Genomic DNA, 18,945 nt, shown 5'->3' with positions numbered 1-18,945 from the left:
GTCCCCACATGCGGAATATGGAATTCCAGAGAATGGCGCCCGTACACCCGAACGGGTTTTTCCGCGAAGTTCCAGGTCAGAAAGGCGGCACGGCCGGACCCCCGGCACATCGGGGTCCGGCCGTGAAATCGGTGTAGGACACACCTCTTGATGAGGAGATCTCACACAGATGGTGGATCACGGATCGGCCGAATGATCCATAGCCAGTGGATCATCCATTCGATCAGGCGAGGGAGACGAGGTCCTCGTAGTCGGCACCCCACAGGTCCTCGACGCCGTCCGGAAGCAGAATGATCCGTTCCGGCTGGAGCGCGTGGACGGCTCCCTCGTCGTGGGTGACCAGGACGACGGCGCCCTTGTAGGTGCGCAGCGCGCCGAGGATCTCCTGGCGGCTGGCCGGGTCGAGGTTGTTGGTGGGCTCGTCGAGGAGCAGCACGTTCGCCGAGGACACCACGAGGGTGGCCAGCGCGAGGCGGGTCTTCTCGCCGCCGGACAGCACGCCGGCCGGCTTGTCGACGTTGTCGCCGGAGAACAGGAACGAGCCCAGCGTCTTGCGGACCTCGACGAGGTCGAGGTCGGGGTTGGCCGAGCGCATGTTCTCCAGGACGGTGCGCTCGGGGTCGAGGGTCTCGTGCTCCTGCGCGTAGTAGCCGAGCTTGAGACCGTGGCCCTCGACGACCTGGCCGGTGTCGGGCTTCTCGACGCCGCCGAGAAGCCGCAGCAGGGTGGTCTTGCCCGCGCCGTTGAGTCCGAGGATGACGACCCGGGAGCCCTTGTCGATGGCCAGGTCCACGTCGGTGAAGATCTCCAGGGAGCCGTACGACTTGGACAGGCCCTCGGCGGTCAGCGGGGTCTTGCCGCAGGGCGCCGGCTCGGGGAAGCGGAGCTTGGCGACCTTGTCGGACTTCCGCTCGGCCTCGAGACCGGCCAGCAGCTTGTCCGCGCGGCGGGCCATGTTCTGCGCGGCGACGGTCTTGGTGGCCTTGGCGCGCATCTTGTCGGCCTGCGAATGCAGCGCGGAGGCCTTCTTCTCGGCGTTCTGCCGCTCGCGCCTGCGGCGCCTCTCGTCGGCCTCGTGCTGCTGCTGGTAGAGCTTCCAGCCCATGTTGTAGACATCGATCCGGGAGCGGTTGGCGTCCAGGTGGAACACCTTGTTGACGACCGTCTCGACCAGTACGACATCGTGGGAGATCACGACGAAGCCGCCGCGGTAGGTCTTCAGATAGTCGCGCAGCCAGCCGATCGAGTCGGCGTCGAGGTGGTTGGTCGGCTCGTCGAGCAGCAGGGTGTCCGCGTCCGAGAACAGGATCCGGGCCAGCTCGATACGGCGGCGCTGACCGCCGGAGAGCGTGTGCAGGGGCTGGCCGAGCACCCGGTCGGGCAGGTTGAGCGCGGCGGCGATGGTGGCGGCCTCGGCCTCGGCGGCGTATCCGCCCTTGGTGAGGAACTCCGTCTCCTGGCGCTCGTACTGCCGCAGCGCCTTCTCGCGGGTGGCGCCCTGGCCGCCCGCGATGCGCTGTTCGTTCTCGCGCATCTTGCGGATCAGGGTGTCGAGGCCGCGGGCGGAGAGGATGCGGTCGCGGGCGAGCACGTCGAGGTCGCCGGTGCGCGGGTCCTGCGGGAGGTAGCCGACCTCGCCGGAGCGGGTGACCTCGCCGGCGGCGGGCTGGCCCTCGCCGGCGAGAACCTTGGTGAGGGTGGTCTTGCCCGCGCCGTTGCGGCCGACCAGTCCGATGCGGTCGCCCTTGGCGATGCGGAAGGTGGCGCTTTCGACGAGGACACGGGCGCCGGCGCGCAGCTCGATGCCGGAGGCGGAGATCACGGTCAGACTCCTGGGCGGGTGGTTGACGGGAAGGGGGCTGGCGGACGTTCCCGACGTTTAATGCGCGAGGAGAATGGCCATGGGGGCCAGTCTAACGGGGCCGTGCAACCGCTTTTCCCGCTCCGGTGCCCGCGGCCCCCGCTCCGGGCTCCCCCGCCGGCACCGCGGGCGGCCCCGGTCAGCTGCCTCCCGTGTGCACCTGGAAGGCCGCCCTGCGTACGGCCTTGGCCAGCGCGGGGTCGGGGTGCGCGGCGGCGAGGGCGACCAGGACCTGCACGGTACGGGGGTGTCCCACCGCCCGGACCTCGTCCAGCAGGGCCGGGACGGTGGGCTGCACGGCGGACTCCAGGTGCCGGACGAGCAGCGGGGCCTCGCCGTGGTCGGCGACGGCGGCCGCGGTGTCGACCCACAGCCAGGTCGACTCGCGGCGGGTGAGGACCTCGTGCGCGTCCTCGGGGTCGGTCCCGTCGTGCTCGGCCAGCCACAGCAGGGCGTACGGCCGCAGCGTCGGCTCGTCGAGGACGGCGCGCACATCGGGCTCGGCGGGTGCGCCGACGACGCGCAGCGCCTCGAAGGCGAGGCCGCGCAGCAGGGCGTCCTCGCCGCGGGCGGCGCCGAGCAGTTCGGCGACGGCGCTGCCGACGGGTCGGGCGGCGAGCCAGGCGCGGTACTCGGCGCGGGCCGCGTTCGGGCGCAGCCCGCCGCAGCCGCGGAGCATGCCCTCGGCGGACTGCTCGATGTTGCCGGCGGGGCTCTGCGCGGCGACGCAGATCTGCTCCAGCTTGACCCAGACCGCCCAGTTGCCGAGCGGGGTGAGCGTGGCGTGACCGTCTCCGCAGGTGAGCGCGCCGACGGCGGCGAGGGCGTGCAGGGCCCAGTCGAGGAGGGGGGCGAGCGGGGTGTCGGCGGCGAGGTCCGGGGCGGGCTGGGCTCCCGGGGTGCCGGGCTCCAGCCGGGGGCCGTAGGGCACCTCGCAGCGCTCGGTGCGCAGTTCGGTGACGCGCTGCTCCAGCAGGTCCAGGAGCTGGGCCACCGGGACGGGTCCGGCGGACAGCTGGAGAAAGGAGAGCAGCTGGGGCATCGCGGAGACGACCTCGGCGACGGCCGCGGGCTCCTGCCCGGCCGGCTCGGGGTGGGCGAGCGACCAGGCGTCGAAGAGGGCGACCCAGCCGCGCAGTACGGCGCTGTCGTCGCGGTTCCAGGCGCGCAGCCGCCAGCCGGGGCGGGCGGTGTCGCCGTGCACCTCGATCAGTCCGGCGAGGCGGGCGATGTCCCAGTGGGCGCGGACCTCGGCCGTGGTCAGGCCCAGTTCCCGGGCCGCCTGGTCGGCGGTCGCGTCGGAGAGGGTGGCCTTGCCGTCGGCGGTCGCGCTGCCGCGGCCGGGGCCGAGGGCGGTGTCGGCCCAGCGGGCGACGCGGGCCGCGCCGGCGAGACCGGAGCGCGCCATGGTGGCCAGCTCCGACTGGGCCGGTGTGCCTTCCGGGGGGCGCGGTGCGGCGCGGCGCGGACGCCGCTGGTTCATCGTTTGGGGGGCAGCGGCCAGGGGTCGTGGGCGGACGAGTCGAAGCCTGGAGTCGCGCGGGATACGGGACGTCACGGGTGCAGTCTTCCGGTTGACGGTCCGAAAACCCAAACGGAACGCCCCGAGGGCCGTCGGGGACGGCGAACTCGAGGGCTCGGCGTGCTGTCCGGGCATCGGATCGGGCCGGTGGCACGGCGCCGAACGGAACCGGGGCGGCGGGTGGTGGGGCGGTGCGACGGGGTCACACCAGTGGGGTCATGAAGCGCCGCAGGGTCTCCTCGTAGTCCTCGGGGTCGGCGTTCCACATGGCGCCGTGCGGGGCGTCCCGAACGGTGTGGAGGGAGACCAGCCGCGGGTGGGTGTCGGCGAGCCGGCGGCTCGGCCCCCACGGGGCGACCACGTCACCCGGGCCGTGGAAGATCAGGGTGGGGACCGACGGGCGGTGCAGGCCCGCGGTGCCGGCGTCGTGGTCGGCGTGCAGTCCGGCGCGGCCCTGGGCGGCGCGGACGGCGAGCGGCAGGAGCGCGCCCGGTGTGCGGCGGGCGGCGGCCAGGGCGCGCAGGGTGGTCTCCCAGCTGAGCACCGGGGAGTCGAGGACGAGCCCCGCGATGCGCTCGCGTACGCCGGAGAGCGCGGCGGTGCGCAGGGCCATGGTGGCGCCGGTGGACCAGCCGAGCAGGACGACCTGGCGGGCGCCGTGGTCGAGGGCGTACCGGACGGCCGCGTCCACGTCGCGCCACTCGGTCTCGCCGAAGTGGTGCAGACCGTCGGGCGAGGGGGGCGCGCCGGCGTCGCCGCGGTGGGCGAGGGCGAGCACCGGGACGCTGCGGGCGTGCAGGGGGGCCATCAGGTTCAGGGCGTGTTCGCGGGTGGCGGCCAGGCCGTGCACGGCGACGATCCAGGTCGAGCGGGCGCCGGGCACGAACCAGGCCGGCAGGGGGCCGAGTTCGCCGGGAACGGTGACGTTGGTGTACTCCAGGTCGAGGGCGGTGCCCGGGTTCCCGACGTACAGGTTCGGGGTGAACCACGCCCGGTCGCCGGCCTCCAGGGTGCCGTGGGTGACGCCTTCGAGGCGGCGTACGACGGTGTCGGCGCCGTGCTGGGCGCCGGTGAGGACCGGGCCGACGACCGCGTGCGAGCCGTCGCCCGCGAGGCCGTACCGGCCGGGGCGCAGCGCGGCCAGGTCCCGGGTGAGGGTGATCTGGCCGGCCGCGGTGCCGTGCACGGTGAGGCGGGGTTCGGTGGGCAGGGGCCGGCCGGGGGGCGCCTTGAGCGCGGCGTCGCCGGCGATCCGGCCGGCGGCGACGCTCACCGCGCCGGCCGCCAGAGCTGCGGTGACGGCGGCGGCCGCTGCTGTGACTGTGCGCATGGGGCCAGTCTCCCGGTGGAGTCCTCGGGCGGCCAGTGGGCGCGCGACGGGGAGTGACGGCACCCCGCCGGGGGCACCTGTCCGGGCGCGCCCGCGGGTCCGGCAGCCGTGGGGCGGTCTCGCTGCCGGTACCCCCGGACCGGCCCGGCACACGTTCCACCGGCCCTCGGGAACCGCCGGGGGGCGTCACCGCACGGTCGACGCCGGTGACCGGTGCCCGGTCCCGGTCCTCGGCCCCCGGCACCGACGACGCGTCAGGACACCTCCCGTGCGGGCCGGCCCACCGCCGCTCCCCCGGCCCACCCCGCACGCGCCCCCGATCGCGGGTGCCGGCCTCCCGGGCGCCGTGGTCGCGCGGTCCGCGTCCAACCGGCACCGGGCCCCGGCCCTCGCACCGGCCGGGGCTCCGGAACGCCCCCCGTGTGCCGGCCCGTCGCCGCTACACCCCGTCGGTCTCGTCGGAGGGCATGCCGTACCCCCGGAGCCGTTCTGCCGCCTCGGCCAGCTGGGTCTGTGTCAGGAGGGACGGGGAGTAGCCCGGGATCGAGGAGGCGGTCAGCCACAGGCGGCACATCCACTCCAGTTGGGCGGTGCGGTCGTAGGCCTGGTCGAGGGAGGCGCCGTAGGTGATCGTGCCGTGGTTGCGCAGGAGGCAGCCGGTGCGGCCGGCGAGGGCGTCGAGCGCGCCGCGGGCCAGTTCCTCGGTGCCGTAGGCCGCGTACGGGGCGACCCGGACGGGGCCGCCGAGCGCGGCGGTCATGTAGTGGACCGGCGGCAGCTCGGTGACGAGCAGCGAGACCGCCGTCGCGTGCACGGCGTGGGTGTGGACGACGGCGCGGGCGCCGGAGTCGGCGCGGTACACGGCGAGGTGCATGGGCAGTTCGCTGGTGGGGGCCCGCGTGCCGAGCACCTGCCGGCCGTCGAGGTCGACGCCGGTCACGTCGTGCGGGGTCAGCCGGTCGTAGGGCACGCCCGACGGGGTGACCAGGATTCTGTCGCCGACGCGCACCGAGACATTGCCGGAGGTGCCGACCACCAGCCCGTCCGCCACCGTCCGCCGGGCCGTCACGACCAGTTCCTCCCAGGCCCGTTCCTCGTCCGCGCCCACCCGTGCGTCCCGCGATCGCGTCACAGTCACCGCCTCCTCACGGGCGCCGCCGCGCCCCTCGCGTCCCTCGTCCGAACGTCGTCGCGGCGATCCTGCCAGGGACGTCTCCGGAGAGCACCGGACCGGGCACGCACAGGGAATCCACAAGGAGGCCGGGACGCCGGTTCCGGTCACCACGACGCCCTGCCCAGTTCATCTTCCGTTCACCCTGGTTACCTACGTTCGTCCAGCCAATGACCTCGAACGATTGCCTGGGTAAATGGAAAGCTTCTCGCTGATCCTCGCGATTGTGGTAGTGACCGCACTCGCGTTTGATTTCACGAACGGTTTCCACGACACCGCGAACGCGATGGCAACGACCATTTCGACCGGTGCGCTCAAGCCCAAGGTGGCGGTGGCGATGTCCGCCGTCCTCAACCTTGTCGGCGCCTTCCTCTCGGTGGAGGTCGCCAACACGATCTCCAAGGGTCTCGTCGACGAGACCGGCATCCGTCCCGAGGTCATCTTCGCCGCCCTGGTCGGCGCGATCCTCTGGAACCTGATGACCTGGCTGGTCGGGCTCCCGTCCAGCTCCTCGCACGCCCTCATGGGCGGTCTGATCGGTGCCGCCGTCGCCTCCGCGGGCATCGGCGCGGTCCACGGCGACGTGCTCGTCACCAAGGTGCTCCTCCCGGCGCTCGCCGCCCCCGTCGTCGCGGGCGTCGCGGCGCTGCTCGCCTCGCGCCTGACGTACTCCCTGGGCCGCAAGGCCGACGGCAGGGCCGCCGCGAAGGGCTACCGCGCCGGACAGATCGCCTCCGCCGGTCTGGTCTCGCTGGCCCACGGCACCAACGACGCGCAGAAGACGATGGGCATCATCACCCTCGCCCTCATCGCCGGCGGCGCGCTCGCCCCGGCCTCCGACCCGCCCGTGTGGGTCATCCTGTCGGCGGGCCTGGCCATCGCCCTCGGCACCTACCTGGGCGGCTGGCGCATCATCCGCACCATGGGCAAGGGTCTGACCGACCTTCAGCCCCAGCAGGGCTTCGCGGCCCAGACCAGCGCCGCGACGGTCATCCTGGCCTCCTCCCACCTCGGTTTCTCCCTCTCCACCACGCACTCGGTATCCGGCGCGGTGATGGGCGCGGGCCTCGGCCGCAAGGGCGGCGTGGTGCGCTGGTCCACGGCCACCCGGATGTTCGTCGCCTGGGGTCTGACGCTGCCGGCCGCGGCCCTGGTCGCCGCGCTCGCCGAGTGGGTCTGCCGCCTGGGCGACTGGGGCACGGCGCTCGTCGCGGTCTTCCTGGTCGCCGCCGCCGCCGTCATCTGGAAAGTGTCCCGCCGCGAGGTGGTCGACCACACCAACGTCGCCGCCGACGAGCCCGAGCCGGCCGGTGTGGTGACCACGGCGATGGCCGCCGTGTCCCCGCCCCCGGCGGGCGTGACCGAGGACCTGACGGCCACCGTCGCGGCCCCGGCCGCCACACCCGACCCCGCCGCCAAGGCCCCGTCGGCCGCCACCACCGTCTGAGCCCGCGCACCGGGTACGAAGGAAGCGAACCTCCATGAGCATCGACTGGGCAGCCATCGGCTCCGTCTTCGGGGTCAGCCTCGTGGTCACCGTGGCCCTGGTGGGCCTGTTCACCCTCGGCATCGTCGGCCTCTCCCACCAGGAGCGGGCCGCCGCGCGGGGCGGCTCCGCGGGCCTCGCGGTCACCGGCGCGTACGCGTGCTTCGCGGCCTGCGCGGCGGCGGTGGCGTACGGGATCTATCTGATCGTCGCCTGAACACCCCCACGCACCCCGGGGCGGGGCGCGGGACGGACTCCAACCGTTCCGCGCCCCGCCTTCTTCCGTGCCGGCGCGCACCACGCGTGTGTGGGCCTTCGCACACTCCCCCGTCGCAGGTCAACGCCAGGTTGACGGGTGTTCGGGGGCCGTGGTGGACTTCCGGGGCCATCTACGGCGGCAGAAGAGGAAGGCCGGTGCGAATCCGGCGCGGTCCCGCCACTGTGACCGGGGAGCAGATCCCCGGGAGCCAGGAACTCTCGCCGCCGGTCTCGTCGAACCAGGGCGTGGACACCCTGAGTGAGGACACAACGCGATGCTCGGCTGCCGATCGACGTTCCAAGCCAGGTGCTTCCCTGACCGTGTGACCGGCTGAGCCCCGTGCGTGCCGAACGCGTCTTCGCGTACGGCGCCGCCGCCGGCCTCCTCGGCGACCTCCTCCTCGGCGATCCGCGCCGCGGGCACCCGGTCGCCGCGTTCGGCCGTGCCGCCGGTGCCGTGGAGCGGGTGCTGTGGCGGGACCACCGGGGCTGGGGCGCGCTGTACGCCGCCGTGTGCGCCGGTGGCGCCGCCGCCCTGGGCTCGGCCGCCGCGCACGCCGTACGCCGCTCCCCCGTCGCCTCCGTCGCGCTGACCGGCGCGGCCACCTGGGCCGTCGTCGGCGGTACCTCGCTCGCCCGTGAGGCGCGCGCCGTCGGCCGGGCCCTGGAGGCCGGGGACATCGAGGCGGCACGGGCGCGGCTGCCGCACCTGTGCGGGCGGGACCCGCAGGCGCTGGACGCCGACGGGATCGCCCGCGCCGTGGTGGAGTCGGTCGCCGAGAACACCTCCGACGCGGTGGTGGGCGCCCTGGTGTGGGGCGCCGTCGGCGGGGTGCCGGGGCTGCTCGGCTTCCGGGCCGTGAACACGCTGGACGCCATGGTCGGCCACAAGTCGCCCCGGTACCGCCGGTTCGGCTGGGCCGCGGCCCGGCTCGACGACCTCGCGGGCTGGCCGGGCGCCCGTCTGACCGCCGTCCTGACCGTCGTGGCCGGCGGCGGTCCGCGCGGCGCCGTACGGGCCTGGCGCGCGGACGCCTCGCGGCATCCGAGTCCCAACGCCGGGCCCGTGGAGGCCTCGTTCGCGGGCGCCCTCGGCGTACGGCTGGGCGGGACGCTCTCCTACGGCGGACGCGTCGAACACCGGCCGGTCCTCAACGCGGCGGCGGGGCGCGCCGTCACGGCCGCCTCCGGCGACATCGACCGCGCCGTACGACTGTCCCGACGCGTGAGCCGGCTGGCACTGCTCGTGTGCGCGAGCACCCGCCTCCTCGCCCACGGCGCCGCCAGGGCCACCGGTGCTGCCCGGAAGGGGCGTGTGTCGTGAGCGGTGGGCTTCTTGTCGCCGGTACCACCTCCGATGCCGGCAAGAGTGTCGTCACCGCCGGGATCTGTCGCTGGCTGGTGCGCCAGGGGGTGAAGGTCGCGCCCTTCAAGGCGCAGAACATGTCGCTCAACTCCTTCGTGACCCGCGAGGGCGCCGAGATCGGGCGGGCGCAGGCCATGCAGGCGCAGGCGTGCCGTGTGGAGCCGACCGCGCTGATGAACCCGGTGCTGCTGAAGCCCGGCGGCGAGCAGAGCAGCCAGGTCGTGCTGCTCGGCAGGCCGGTGGGGGAGATGAGCGCCCGCGGCTACCACGGCGGGCGCCGGCGGCGGCTGCTCGGCACGGTGCTCGACTGCCTGGCCGAACTGCGGGGCACCCACGACGCGGTGATCTGCGAGGGCGCGGGCAGCCCCGCCGAGATCAACCTGCGCCGGACCGACATCGTGAACATGGGGATCGCCCGGGGCGCCGGGCTCCCCGTCCTGGTCGTCGGCGACATCGACCGCGGAGGCGTCTTCGCGTCCTTCTTCGGCACGGTGGCGCTGCTCGCGCCCGAGGACCAGGCACTGGTCGCCGGGTTCCTCGTCAACAAGTTCCGGGGCGATGTCTCGCTCCTGGCACCCGGCCTCGACATGCTCCAACACCTCACCGGGCGCCGCACATACGGCGTGCTGCCCTTCCGGCACGGGCTCGGCATCGACGAGGAGGACGGGCTGCGGGTGTCGCTGCGCGGGACCGTGCGGGAGTCGGCGGTCGCGCCGCCGGTCGGCGAGGACGTGCTGCGGATCGCGGTCTGCGCGGTCCCGCTGATGTCCAACTTCACGGACGTGGACGCGCTGGCCGCCGAACCGGGCGTCGTGGTGCGGTTCGTGGACCGGCCGGAGGAGCTGGCGGACGCGGACCTCGTGGTCGTGCCCGGCACCCGGGGGACGGTCCGGGCGCTGGAGTGGCTGCGGGAGCGGGGGCTCGCGGACGCGCTCGGCCGCAGGGCCGCCGGGCACGGGCCCGTACTCGGCCTGTGCGGCGGCTTCCAGCTCCTCGGCGAACACATCGAGGACGAGGTCGAGTCGCGCGCCGGGCACGTCGACGGGCTCGGACTGCTGCCCGTACGGGTGCGGTTCGCCCGCGAGAAGACCCTCACCCGGCCGGTGGGCGAGGCCCTCGGCGAGCAGGTCGAGGGATACGAGATCCACCACGGGGTCGCCGAGGTCCTCGGCGGAACACCCTTCCTGGACGGCTGCCGGGTCGGCCAGACCTGGGGCACGCACTGGCACGGTTCGCTGGAGTCGGACGGCTTCCGGCGGGCGTTCCTGCGCGAGGTGGCCGCCGCCGCGGGCCGCCGCTTCGTGCCGGCCCCCGACACCTCGTTCGCCGCGCTGCGCGAGGAGCAGCTCGACCGGCTCGGCGACCTGATCGAACAGCACGCGGACACGGACACGCTGTGGCGCCTCATCGAGTCCGGCGCGCCGCAAGGACTGCCCTTCATCCCACCGGGAGCACCCGCATGAGCACAGTGTTGTTGTTGTCGACCGCCGACACGGACCTGCTGGCGGCCCGTGCGTCGGACGCCGCCTACCGGATCGGCAACCCGACCCGGGTCGATGTCGCCGAGGAGCTGCCGGCGCTGGTCGACGGCGCGGACCTGGCCGTCGTACGCCTGCTCGGCGGCAGGCGCGCCTGGGAGGACGGGCTCGCGGCGCTGAAGGCGTCCGGGATCCCGACCGTGCTGCTGGGCGGCGAGAGCGTGCCGGACGCGGAGCTGATGGCCGAGTCGTCGGTGCCGGCCGGGGTGGTGGCCGAGGCCCTGCGCTACCTGGTCGAGGGCGGCCCGGACAACCTCGCCCAGCTCGCCCGCTTCCTGTCGGACACGGTGCTGCTGACCGGCGAGGGCTTCGACGAGCCGCGCAAGATGCCGGAGTACGGCGTCCACGGCGAGCGCCCGTTCACCGGGGGCCGCCCGACGGTCGGCGTGCTCTTCTACCGTGCCCACCAACTGAGCGGCAACACCGCCTTCGTGGACACGCTGTGCGAGGCGATCGAGGCGCACGGCGCCAACGCCCTGCCCGTGTACTGCGGTTCACTGCGCGGCGCCGACACCGGGCTGTACCAGCTGCTGGGCCGCGCGGACGCCCTGGTCGCCACCGTCCTCGCGGCGGGCGGCACACACGCCTCGCAGGCGTCGGCGGGCGGCGACGAGGAGGCCTGGGACATCGGGGCGCTGGCCGACCTGAACGTCCCGGTGCTGCAAGGGCTCTGCCTGACCTCCTCCCGGGCCGCCTGGGAGGCCTCCGACGCCGCGCTCTCCCCCATGGACGCGGCGATGCAGGTCGCCATCCCGGAGTTCGACGGGCGGCTGGTCACGGTGCCGTTCTCCTTCAAGGAGCAGGGCCCCGACGACGTGCCGGTCTATGCCGCCGACCCCGAGCGGGCCGGACGGGTCGCCGGGATCGCGGTGCGGCACGCGGCCCTGCGGCACAAGCCGAACGCCGACAAGAAGCTCGCGCTGGTCTTCACGGCGTACCCGACCAAGCACTCCCGCGTCGGCAACGCGGTCGGCCTCGACACCCCGGCCTCGGCGGTGCGGGTGCTGGACGCGCTGCGGGACGCGGGGTACGGGGTGAGCGGATATCCGTCCGGCGGCGACGAGTTGATCCACCGGCTGATCGAGGCCGGCGGCCACGACGTGGAGTGGCTGACCGAGGACCAGTTGGCCTCCGCGCCCGCACGGGTGCCGCTGGCCGACTACCGGGCCTGGTTCGAGGAACTGGACCCGCGGCTGCGGGACGGGATGCGGGAGGCGTGGGGCGAACCGCCGGGTTCGCTGTACGTCGACGGGGACGACATCGTGCTGGCGTCGCTGCGGTTCGGGAACGTCGTCGTGATGATCCAGCCGCCGCGCGGTTTCGGCGAGAACCCGATCGCGATCTACCACGACCCGGACATGCCGCCCTCGCACCACTACATGGCGGCCTACCGCTGGCTGGACAACACCTTAGGCGCCGACGCGATCGTGCACATGGGCAAGCACGGCACGATGGAGTGGCTGCCGGGCAAGGGCCTCGGGCTGAGCGCCGGATGCGCGCCGGACGCGGTGCTGGGCGACCTGCCGCTGATCTACCCGTTCATCGTCAACGACCCCGGCGAGGGCACCCAGGCCAAGCGGCGCGGGCACGCCACCGTCGTCGACCACCTGGTGCCGCCGATGGCGCGCGCCGACACCTACGGCGACCTGGCCAAGCTGGAGCAACTGCTCGACGAGTACGCGCTCGTCTGCGACCTGGACCCGACGAAGGCACCGGCGGTGCGGGCGCAGATCTGGACCCTGGTCAAGGCGGCGGAGCTGCACCACGACCTGCGTGTGGACGACCAGCCGGACGACGCCGCGTTCGACGAGTTCGTCATGCACATCGACGGCTATCTGTGCGAGATCAAGGACGTGCAGATCCGCGACGGCCTGCACATCCTGGGCGGCGGCCCGGAGGGCGAGCCCCGCGTCAACCTCGTCCTCGCGGTGCTGCGCGCCTCGCAGGTGTGGGGCGGTCGGGCGAACGCGCTGCCGGGTCTGCGGGCCTCGCTGGCCGAGCACTTCGGGCTGGTGGAGAAGGAGTTGCTGGCCGAGCCGGGCGCCCCGGTGAAGGTGCCGGTGGAGCTGACGGAGCTGGTGGAGGGCCCCGCGCGGTCGGCGGCCGACGCGATCGACCTGCTGGAGCAGTTGTGCCGGCGGTTCGCGCAGGGCATGGAGTCCCGGGACTGGGACGGCACGGCCGTGGCGGGGCTGGTGCGGGAGGTGCTGGGCACCGAACTGCCCGACGCCGTCGCGGTGCTGGAGTTCGCCTGCGCCGAGGTGGTGCCGCGGCTCGCCCGGACCACGGACGAGATCGGGCACATCCTGCGGGCCCTGGACGGCGGTTACGTCCCGGCGGGCCCGTCGGGCTCCCCGACCCGCGGCCTGGTCAACGTGCTGCCGACCGGCCGGAACTTCTACTCCGTCGATCCCAAGGCGATCCCGTCCCGGCTGAGTTGGGAGGTCGGTCAGTCCCTCGCGGACTCGCTGATCCAGCGGTATCTGAGCGACACCGGCGCGTACCCGAAGTCCGTCGGCCTCACGGTGTGGGGCACGTCCGCGATGCGCACCCAGGGCGACGACATCGCCGAGATCCTGGCGCTGCTGGGCTGCCGTCCCGTCTGGGACGACGCCTCGCGCCGGGTGACGGGCTTCGAGATCGTGCCGGTGGCGGAGCTGGGCCGACCGCGCATCGACGTGACGGTGCGCATCTCGGGCTTCTTCCGGGACGCGTTCCCGCACGTGGTGGGGCTCATCGACGACGCGGTGCGGGCGGTGGCCGAGCTGGCCGAGCCGGCCGAGTCCAACTACGTGAAGGCGCACGCCGACGAGGACACCGCCGAGCACGGCGACCGGCGCCGGGCCACGGCCCGTGTCTTCGGCTCCAAGCCGGGCGCGTACGGCGCGGGCCTGCTGCCGCTGATCGACGCCCGCAACTGGCGCAGCGACGCGGATCTCGCCGAGGTGTACGCGGTGTGGGGCGGCTACGCCTACGGGCGCGGGCTCGACGGGCGGGCGGCGCGCGGGGACATGGAGACGGCGTTCCGGCGGATCGCGGTGGCGGCGAAGAACGTCGACACGCGCGAACACGACCTCGTCGACGCCGACGACTACTTCCAGTACCACGGCGGCATGGTCGCGATGGTGCGGCATCTGACGGGCGAGTCCCCCGAGGCCTACGTCGGCGACTCCGCCACGCCGGACCAGGTGAAGACGCGGACGCTGGGCGAGGAGACGCACCGGGTCTTCCGGGCGCGGGTGGTCAACCCGCGCTGGATGAGCGCCATGAGAAGGCACGGCTACAAGGGTGCCTTCGAGATGGCGGCGACCGTGGACTACCTCTTCGGCTACGACGCCACGGCCGGGGTCGTGGACGACTGGATGTACGAGAAGTTGTCCGCCGAGTACGTGTTCTCACCGGAGAACCAGGACTTCATGAAGAAGTCCAACCCGTGGGCGCTCAGGGGCATCACGGAGCGGCTGCTGGAGGCGGCGGACCGCGGGCTGTGGGCGGAGCCGGACCAGGACACCCTGGAGCGGCTGCGCGCCATGTATCTGGAGCTGGAAGGCGACTTGGAGGGCGACGACAAGTGAGTACCCCGTTCCCGTTCACGGCCGTGGTCGGGCAGGACGAGCTGCGGCTGGCCCTGCTCCTGAACGCTGTGAGCCCATCGGTCGGCGGAGTCCTGGTCCGGGGCGAGAAAGGGACTGCGAAGAGCACGGTGGTGAGGGCGCTTTCGGCACTGCTGCCGAAGGTCGCCGTCGTACCGGGGTGCCGCTTCTCCTGCGACCCCGCCTCCCCCGACCCCGCCTGCCCGGACGGGCCGCATGAGAGCGGGGCCCCGGTGGCGCGGCCCGCGCGGATGGTCGAGCTGCCCGTCGGCGCCTCCGAGGACCGGCTCGTCGGCGCCCTCGACATCGAGCGGGCCCTGTCCGAGGGTGTGAAGGCCTTCGAGCCCGGTCTGCTCGCCGACGCGCACCGCGGGATCCTCTACGTCGACGAGGTCAATCTCCTCCACGACCACCTCGTGGACCTCCTGCTGGACGCCGCCGCCATGGGCGCCTCCTACGTCGAGCGCGAGGGGGTGTCGGTGCGGCACGCCTCGAAGTTCCTGCTCGTCGGCACCATGAATCCCGAAGAGGGGGAACTGCGGCCCCAACTCCTCGACCGCTTCGGGCTCACCGTCGAGGTCGCCGCCTCGCGCGAGCCGGACCAGCGCGTGGAGGTCGTGCGGCGCAGGCTGGCCTACGACGACGACCCCGCCGCCTTCGCCGGACACTGGGCCGGCGAGGAGGCCGCCCTGCGGGCGCGGATCGTGGCGGCGCGGGAGCTGCTGCCGTCGGTGCGGCTGGGCGACGGGGCGCTGCGGCAGATCGCGGCCACCTGCGCGGCCTTCGAGGTGGACGGCATGCGGGCCGACATCGTCATGGCGCGGACGGCGACCGCGCTGGCGGCGTGGGCCGGGCGGACCGACGTACTGGCCGAGGACGTACGGCAGGCCGCGCTGCTGGCGCTCCCCCACCGGCGCAGGCGCAACCCCTTCGACGCGCCGGGCCTCGACGAGGACAGGCTCGACGAGACGCTGGAGGAGTTCGGCGGGCAGGACGGCCAGGACAGTCAGGACAGTCAGGACAGTCAGGACAGTCAGGACGGGGACGGGGACGGGGACGGTGACGACGATCCCGACCCGGACGGGCCCGGTGGTCCCGGTGGGCGGCCCGAGCCCGACGACGCCCCACAGGGCGACGGTGACACCGCCGCGCGGCCCGAGGCCGGCGAGGGCGGGGAGCCGCAGGCCTCCGGGGGCGGCTCGGGCGAGCAGTCGCCCGCGCGTGCCGCCGAGCCGTTCCGGACCAGGGTGCTGAGCGTGCCCGGACTGGGCGAGGGTGCCGCCGGGCGGCGTTCGCGGGCGCGGACCGAGCACGGGCGGACCACCGGGGCCCGGCGTCCGCGAGGGGCGCTGACCAAGCTGCACCTCGCGGCGACCGTGCAGGCGGCGGCGCCGCACCAGCGGGCGCGCGGGCGCAGCGGGCGGGGGCTGGTCGTCCGCCGGGACGATCTGCGGCAGGCGACGCGCGAGGGCCGCGAGTCCAACCTCGTGCTGTTCGTCGTGGACGCCTCCGGTTCGATGGCCGCGCGGCAGCGGATGAGTGCCGTGAAGGGCGCCGTGCTGTCGCTGCTGCTCGACGCCTACCAGCGGCGGGACAAGGTGGGGCTGGTGACCTTCCGGGGTTCGGCCGCCGAGGTCGCGCTGCCACCGACCTCGTCGGTGGACGCGGCGGCGGCCCGGCTGGAGTCGCTGCCGACGGGCGGGCGTACGCCGCTGGCGGCCGGGCTGCTCAGAGCACACGAGGTGCTGCGGGTGGAGCGGCTGCGGGATCCGGCGCGGCGGGCGCTGGTGGTCGTGGTGACCGACGGGCGGGCCACCGGCGGCCCCGAGCCGGTGGCCCTCGCCGGACGGGCGGCGCGGCTGTTCGCCGCCGAGGGCGTCGCGTCCGTGGTCGTGGACTGCGAGTCGGGGCCGGTGCGGCTGGGGCTGGCCGGGCAGCTCGCGGGTGAGCTGGGCGGTACCGCGGTGACGCCGGCCGAGCTGCGGGCGGACTCGATCGCGGGTCTGGTGAAGGACGTTCAGGGCAGCAGGAGGGCCGCGTAATGCCGCAGGGGCAGCCGAGTGTCGTACCGGACGACGGGCTGACGACCCGTCAGCGGCGCAATCGTCCGCTGGTCGTCGTGCACACGGGCATCGGCAAGGGCAAGTCGACGGCCGCCTTCGGGCTGGCACTGCGCGCCTGGAACCAGGGCTGGCCGATCGGGGTGTTCCAGTTCGTCAAGTCGGCGAAGTGGAAGGTCGGCGAGGAGAACGCCCTGCGGGTGCTGGGCGCCAGTGGTGAGGGCGGCAGCGTCGACTGGCACAAGATGGGCGAGGGCTGGTCGTGGGTGCAGCGGGACGCCCAGCTGGACAACGAGGAGAAGGCCCGGGAGGGCTGGGAGCAGGTCAAGCGGGACCTGGCCGCCGAGACGTACAGGCTGTACGTGCTGGACGAGTTCGCGTACCCCATGCACTGGGGGTGGGTCGACACCGACGAGGTGGTGTCCGTGCTGCGCGACCGGCCCGGGACCCAGCATGTCGTGATCACGGGGCGGAACGCGCCGGACCAGCTCGTCGGCCTCGCGGACCTGGTCACCGACATGTCCAAGGTCAAGCACCCGATGGACGCCGGGCAGAAGGGCCAGAGGGGCATCGAGTGGTGACTTCCCGGTCCGGGTCCGTGCCCCGGCTGGTGATCGCCGCGCCCTCCTCGGGCAGCGGCAAGACCACCGTCGCCACGGGGCTGATGGCGGCGCTCGCCTCGCGGGGGCTCGCCGTGTCCCCGCACAAGGTCGGGCCCGACTACATCGACCCCGGCTACCACGCGCTCGCCACCGGGCGGACGGGGCGCAACCTCGACGCCTACCTGTGCGGACCCGAGCTGGTCGGGCCGCTGTTCCTGCACGGGGCGCGCGGGTGCGACATCGCCGTGGTCGAGGGCGTGATGGGGCTGTACGACGGGGCCGCCGGGGAGGGTGAGCTGGCGTCCACCGCCCAGGTCGCCAAGCTCCTCGGAGCGCCGGTCGTGCTCGTCGTGGACGTGTCCGCGCAGTCGCGGTCGGTGGCGGCGCTGGTGCACGGGTTCGCGTCCTGGGACCCGGGGGTGCGGGTCGGGGGCGTGATCCTCAACAAGGTGGGGTCGGACCGGCACGAGGCGCTGCTGCGGGAGGCGTTGGAGTCGGCAGGGGTGCCGGTGCTCGGTGTTCTGCGGCGGGCCGCCCGGGTCGAGACGCCGTCGCGGCATCTGGGGCTGGTGCCGGTCGCCGAGCGGGGGTCGCAGGCGGTGGAGGCGGTCGCGGCGATGGCCGCGCAGGTTGCCGACGGGTGTGATCTCGAGGCGCTGGTCGGGCTCGCGCGCGGGGCCGGTGCGCTGGACTGCGCGGCCTGGGATGCGGGCGCCGCCCGGGTTCCCCGTCCCGTCCCGTGCCCGGGGGCCGCACTCCCGGACCCCCCGGTCGGCCTCCGGCCCCGGCCTCGAACACCGGACGGGCCGAAAGAGCGCGTCGCCATCGCCGGCGGAGCCGCGTTCACCTTCTCCTACGCCGAGCACTCCGAGCTGCTCGCCGCCGCCGGGGCGGAGGTCGTCACCTTCGATCCGCTGCGGGACGAGGAGCTGCCCGAGGGGACCCGGGGGCTGGTGATCGGGGGCGGGTTTCCCGAGGTGTACGCCTCCGAGCTGTCGGCCAACGAGCCGCTGCGCAAGGCCGTCGCCGAGCTGGCGCTGAGCGGTGCTCCGGTGGCCGCCGAGTGTGCCGGGCTGCTGTATCTGTGCCGGGAGCTGGACGGGCTGCCCATGTGCGGGGTGCTGGACGCGTCCGCGCGGATGTCGCAGCGGCTGACGCTGGGCTACCGGGACGCCGTGGCCGTGTCGGACAGCGCGCTGGCCGCCGCGGGGACGCGGATGCGGGGCCACGAGTTCCACCGGACGGTGGTGGAGCCCGGGGCCGGGGCGGCACCGGCGTGGGGGATGCGGGCGCCCGAGCGGCGCGTCGAGGGCTTTGCCGAACGCGGTGTGCACGCGAGCTATCTGCACACGCACTGGGCGTCCGAGCCCGGTGTCGCCCGTCGGTTCGTGGAGAGGTGCCGGACGTCATGAGCAGCAGGCTGATCGGAGTGGGCGTCGGGCCCGGGGACCCCGAGCTGGTGACCGTCAAGGGCGTCAACGCGCTGCGGGCCGCCGACGCCGTCGTCGTACCCGTCATGGACACCGGCGAGCGGGGGCGGGCCGAGGCGACCGTGCTGCACTACGTGCCCGCCGAGAAGGTCGTCCGGGTCGTGTTCGCGCTGAACGAGCGCACCGACCGGGCGCGGCGCGAGGCGGCCTGGGACGCGGCCGGGGACCGGGTGGCCGGGCTGCTGCGGGAGTACGGCGCCGTCGCCTTCGCGACCATCGGGGATCCCAACGTGTACTCGACGTTCACCTATCTCGCGCAGACCATCGGCGAACTGGTGCCGGGCACCGTCGTGGAGACCGTGCCGGGCATCACCGCCATGCAGGACCTCGCGGCACGGTCGGGTGCCGTGCTGACGGAGGGCACCGAGCCGCTGACGCTGGTGCCGGTCACCGCGGGGGCCGCCGTGCTCAAGGACGCCCTGGACGGGCCGGGCACGGTCGTCGCCTACAAGTTCGGACGGCGGGCGGCCGAGGTCGCCGAGGCGCTGCGGGAGACCGGGCGGCTGGACGACGCCGTGTGGGGCTCGGCGCTGGGGCTGCCGGAGGAGTCCGTACGGGCGGCGGCGGAGCTGGACGGTACGCCGCTGCCGTATCTGTCGACGCTCATCGCGCCCGCCCGGCGCGCGGGCGGACGGGGCGGGAAACTGTGAGCCGCCCGGCAGGCGGCC

At 74.1% G+C, this 18,945-nt stretch carries 13 protein-coding genes and 1 riboswitch; of the genes, 9 read left to right on the top strand and 4 right to left on the bottom strand.

Annotated elements, in window-relative coordinates; translation table 11 throughout:
• Positions 1-223: 223 nt before the first annotated feature.
• The 4 genes from AC4IHM_RS25790 to AC4IHM_RS25775 form a co-directional block, all read right to left on the bottom strand.
• Complete coding sequence (locus AC4IHM_RS25790; RefSeq protein WP_490869381.1) at positions 224-1,822, bottom strand: ABC-F family ATP-binding cassette domain-containing protein; 1,599 nt, start codon at positions 1,820-1,822, stop codon at positions 224-226.
• 178 nt (positions 1,823-2,000) lie between these two features.
• On the bottom strand, positions 2,001-3,419 hold the full coding sequence (locus AC4IHM_RS25785; protein WP_490869380.1) for a hypothetical protein: 1,419 nt from the start codon (positions 3,417-3,419) through the stop codon (positions 2,001-2,003).
• Between the two features lie 166 nt (positions 3,420-3,585).
• Positions 3,586-4,713, bottom strand: a complete 1,128-nt coding sequence (locus tag AC4IHM_RS25780; RefSeq protein ID WP_490869379.1) for an alpha/beta hydrolase — start codon at positions 4,711-4,713, stop codon at positions 3,586-3,588.
• Between the two features lie 439 nt (positions 4,714-5,152).
• On the bottom strand, positions 5,153-5,845 hold the full coding sequence (locus AC4IHM_RS25775) for a class II aldolase/adducin family protein (RefSeq protein WP_490870935.1): 693 nt from the start codon (positions 5,843-5,845) through the stop codon (positions 5,153-5,155).
• Between the two features lie 235 nt (positions 5,846-6,080).
• On the opposite strand from AC4IHM_RS25775, the gene AC4IHM_RS25770 reads away from it, so the two are divergent.
• From AC4IHM_RS25770 to cobI, 9 genes are all read left to right on the top strand, one after another.
• Positions 6,081-7,331, top strand: coding sequence for an inorganic phosphate transporter (locus AC4IHM_RS25770; RefSeq protein ID WP_490869378.1), 1,251 nt, complete (start codon positions 6,081-6,083; stop codon positions 7,329-7,331).
• 34 nt (positions 7,332-7,365) lie between these two features.
• Positions 7,366-7,587, top strand: a complete 222-nt coding sequence (locus tag AC4IHM_RS25765; RefSeq protein ID WP_490869377.1) for a hypothetical protein — start codon at positions 7,366-7,368, stop codon at positions 7,585-7,587.
• Between the two features lie 135 nt (positions 7,588-7,722).
• Positions 7,723-7,869, top strand: a riboswitch (cobalamin riboswitch).
• 99 nt (positions 7,870-7,968) lie between these two features.
• Positions 7,969-8,952 (top strand): cobalamin biosynthesis protein, encoded by a 984-nt coding sequence (locus tag AC4IHM_RS25760; RefSeq protein WP_490869376.1) that lies wholly within the window; start codon positions 7,969-7,971, stop codon positions 8,950-8,952.
• The gene (locus AC4IHM_RS25755; protein WP_490869375.1) at positions 8,949-10,457 is read left to right on the top strand and encodes a cobyric acid synthase; all 1,509 of its coding nucleotides are present in this window, start codon (positions 8,949-8,951) and stop codon (positions 10,455-10,457) included. The genes AC4IHM_RS25760 and AC4IHM_RS25755 overlap by 4 nt, the downstream gene beginning before the upstream one ends.
• Positions 10,454-14,107, top strand: coding sequence for a cobaltochelatase subunit CobN (gene cobN, locus AC4IHM_RS25750; protein ID WP_490869374.1), 3,654 nt, complete (start codon positions 10,454-10,456; stop codon positions 14,105-14,107). The genes AC4IHM_RS25755 and cobN overlap by 4 nt, the downstream gene beginning before the upstream one ends.
• On the top strand, positions 14,104-16,167 hold the full coding sequence (locus AC4IHM_RS25745; RefSeq protein ID WP_490869373.1) for a putative cobaltochelatase: 2,064 nt from the start codon (positions 14,104-14,106) through the stop codon (positions 16,165-16,167). The genes cobN and AC4IHM_RS25745 overlap by 4 nt, the downstream gene beginning before the upstream one ends.
• Positions 16,167-16,766: a cob(I)yrinic acid a,c-diamide adenosyltransferase gene (cobO, locus tag AC4IHM_RS25740; protein WP_490869372.1), complete on the top strand. Its 600-nt coding sequence runs from the start codon at positions 16,167-16,169 to the stop codon at positions 16,764-16,766. Before AC4IHM_RS25745 ends, cobO begins: the two co-directional genes overlap by 1 nt.
• The gene (locus tag AC4IHM_RS25735) at positions 16,760-18,199 is read left to right on the top strand and encodes a cobyrinic acid a,c-diamide synthase CobB (RefSeq protein ID WP_490869371.1); all 1,440 of its coding nucleotides are present in this window, start codon (positions 16,760-16,762) and stop codon (positions 18,197-18,199) included. The genes cobO and AC4IHM_RS25735 overlap by 7 nt, the downstream gene beginning before the upstream one ends.
• Positions 18,196-18,927, top strand: coding sequence for a precorrin-2 C(20)-methyltransferase (cobI, locus tag AC4IHM_RS25730; RefSeq protein WP_490869370.1), 732 nt, complete (start codon positions 18,196-18,198; stop codon positions 18,925-18,927). Before AC4IHM_RS25735 ends, cobI begins: the two co-directional genes overlap by 4 nt.
• Positions 18,928-18,945: the final 18 nt, after the last annotated feature.

The organism is Streptomyces sp. SL06 (assembly GCF_058244745.1).
Note: the sequence above shows the minus strand (reverse complement) of the source record. Positions and strands in the feature narration are given on the sequence as shown.

Coding starts and splice junctions, on each gene's coding strand:
- AC4IHM_RS25780 (WP_490869379.1), bottom strand. CDS start 4,713: ATGCGCACAGTCACAGCAGCGGCCGCCGCCGTCACCGCAGCTCTGGCG.
- AC4IHM_RS25770 (WP_490869378.1), top strand. CDS start 6,081: ATGGAAAGCTTCTCGCTGATCCTCGCGATTGTGGTAGTGACCGCACTC.
- AC4IHM_RS25765 (WP_490869377.1), top strand. CDS start 7,366: ATGAGCATCGACTGGGCAGCCATCGGCTCCGTCTTCGGGGTCAGCCTC.
- cobN (WP_490869374.1), top strand. CDS start 10,454: ATGAGCACAGTGTTGTTGTTGTCGACCGCCGACACGGACCTGCTGGCG.
- cobO (WP_490869372.1), top strand. CDS start 16,167: ATGCCGCAGGGGCAGCCGAGTGTCGTACCGGACGACGGGCTGACGACC.
- cobI (WP_490869370.1), top strand. CDS start 18,196: ATGAGCAGCAGGCTGATCGGAGTGGGCGTCGGGCCCGGGGACCCCGAG.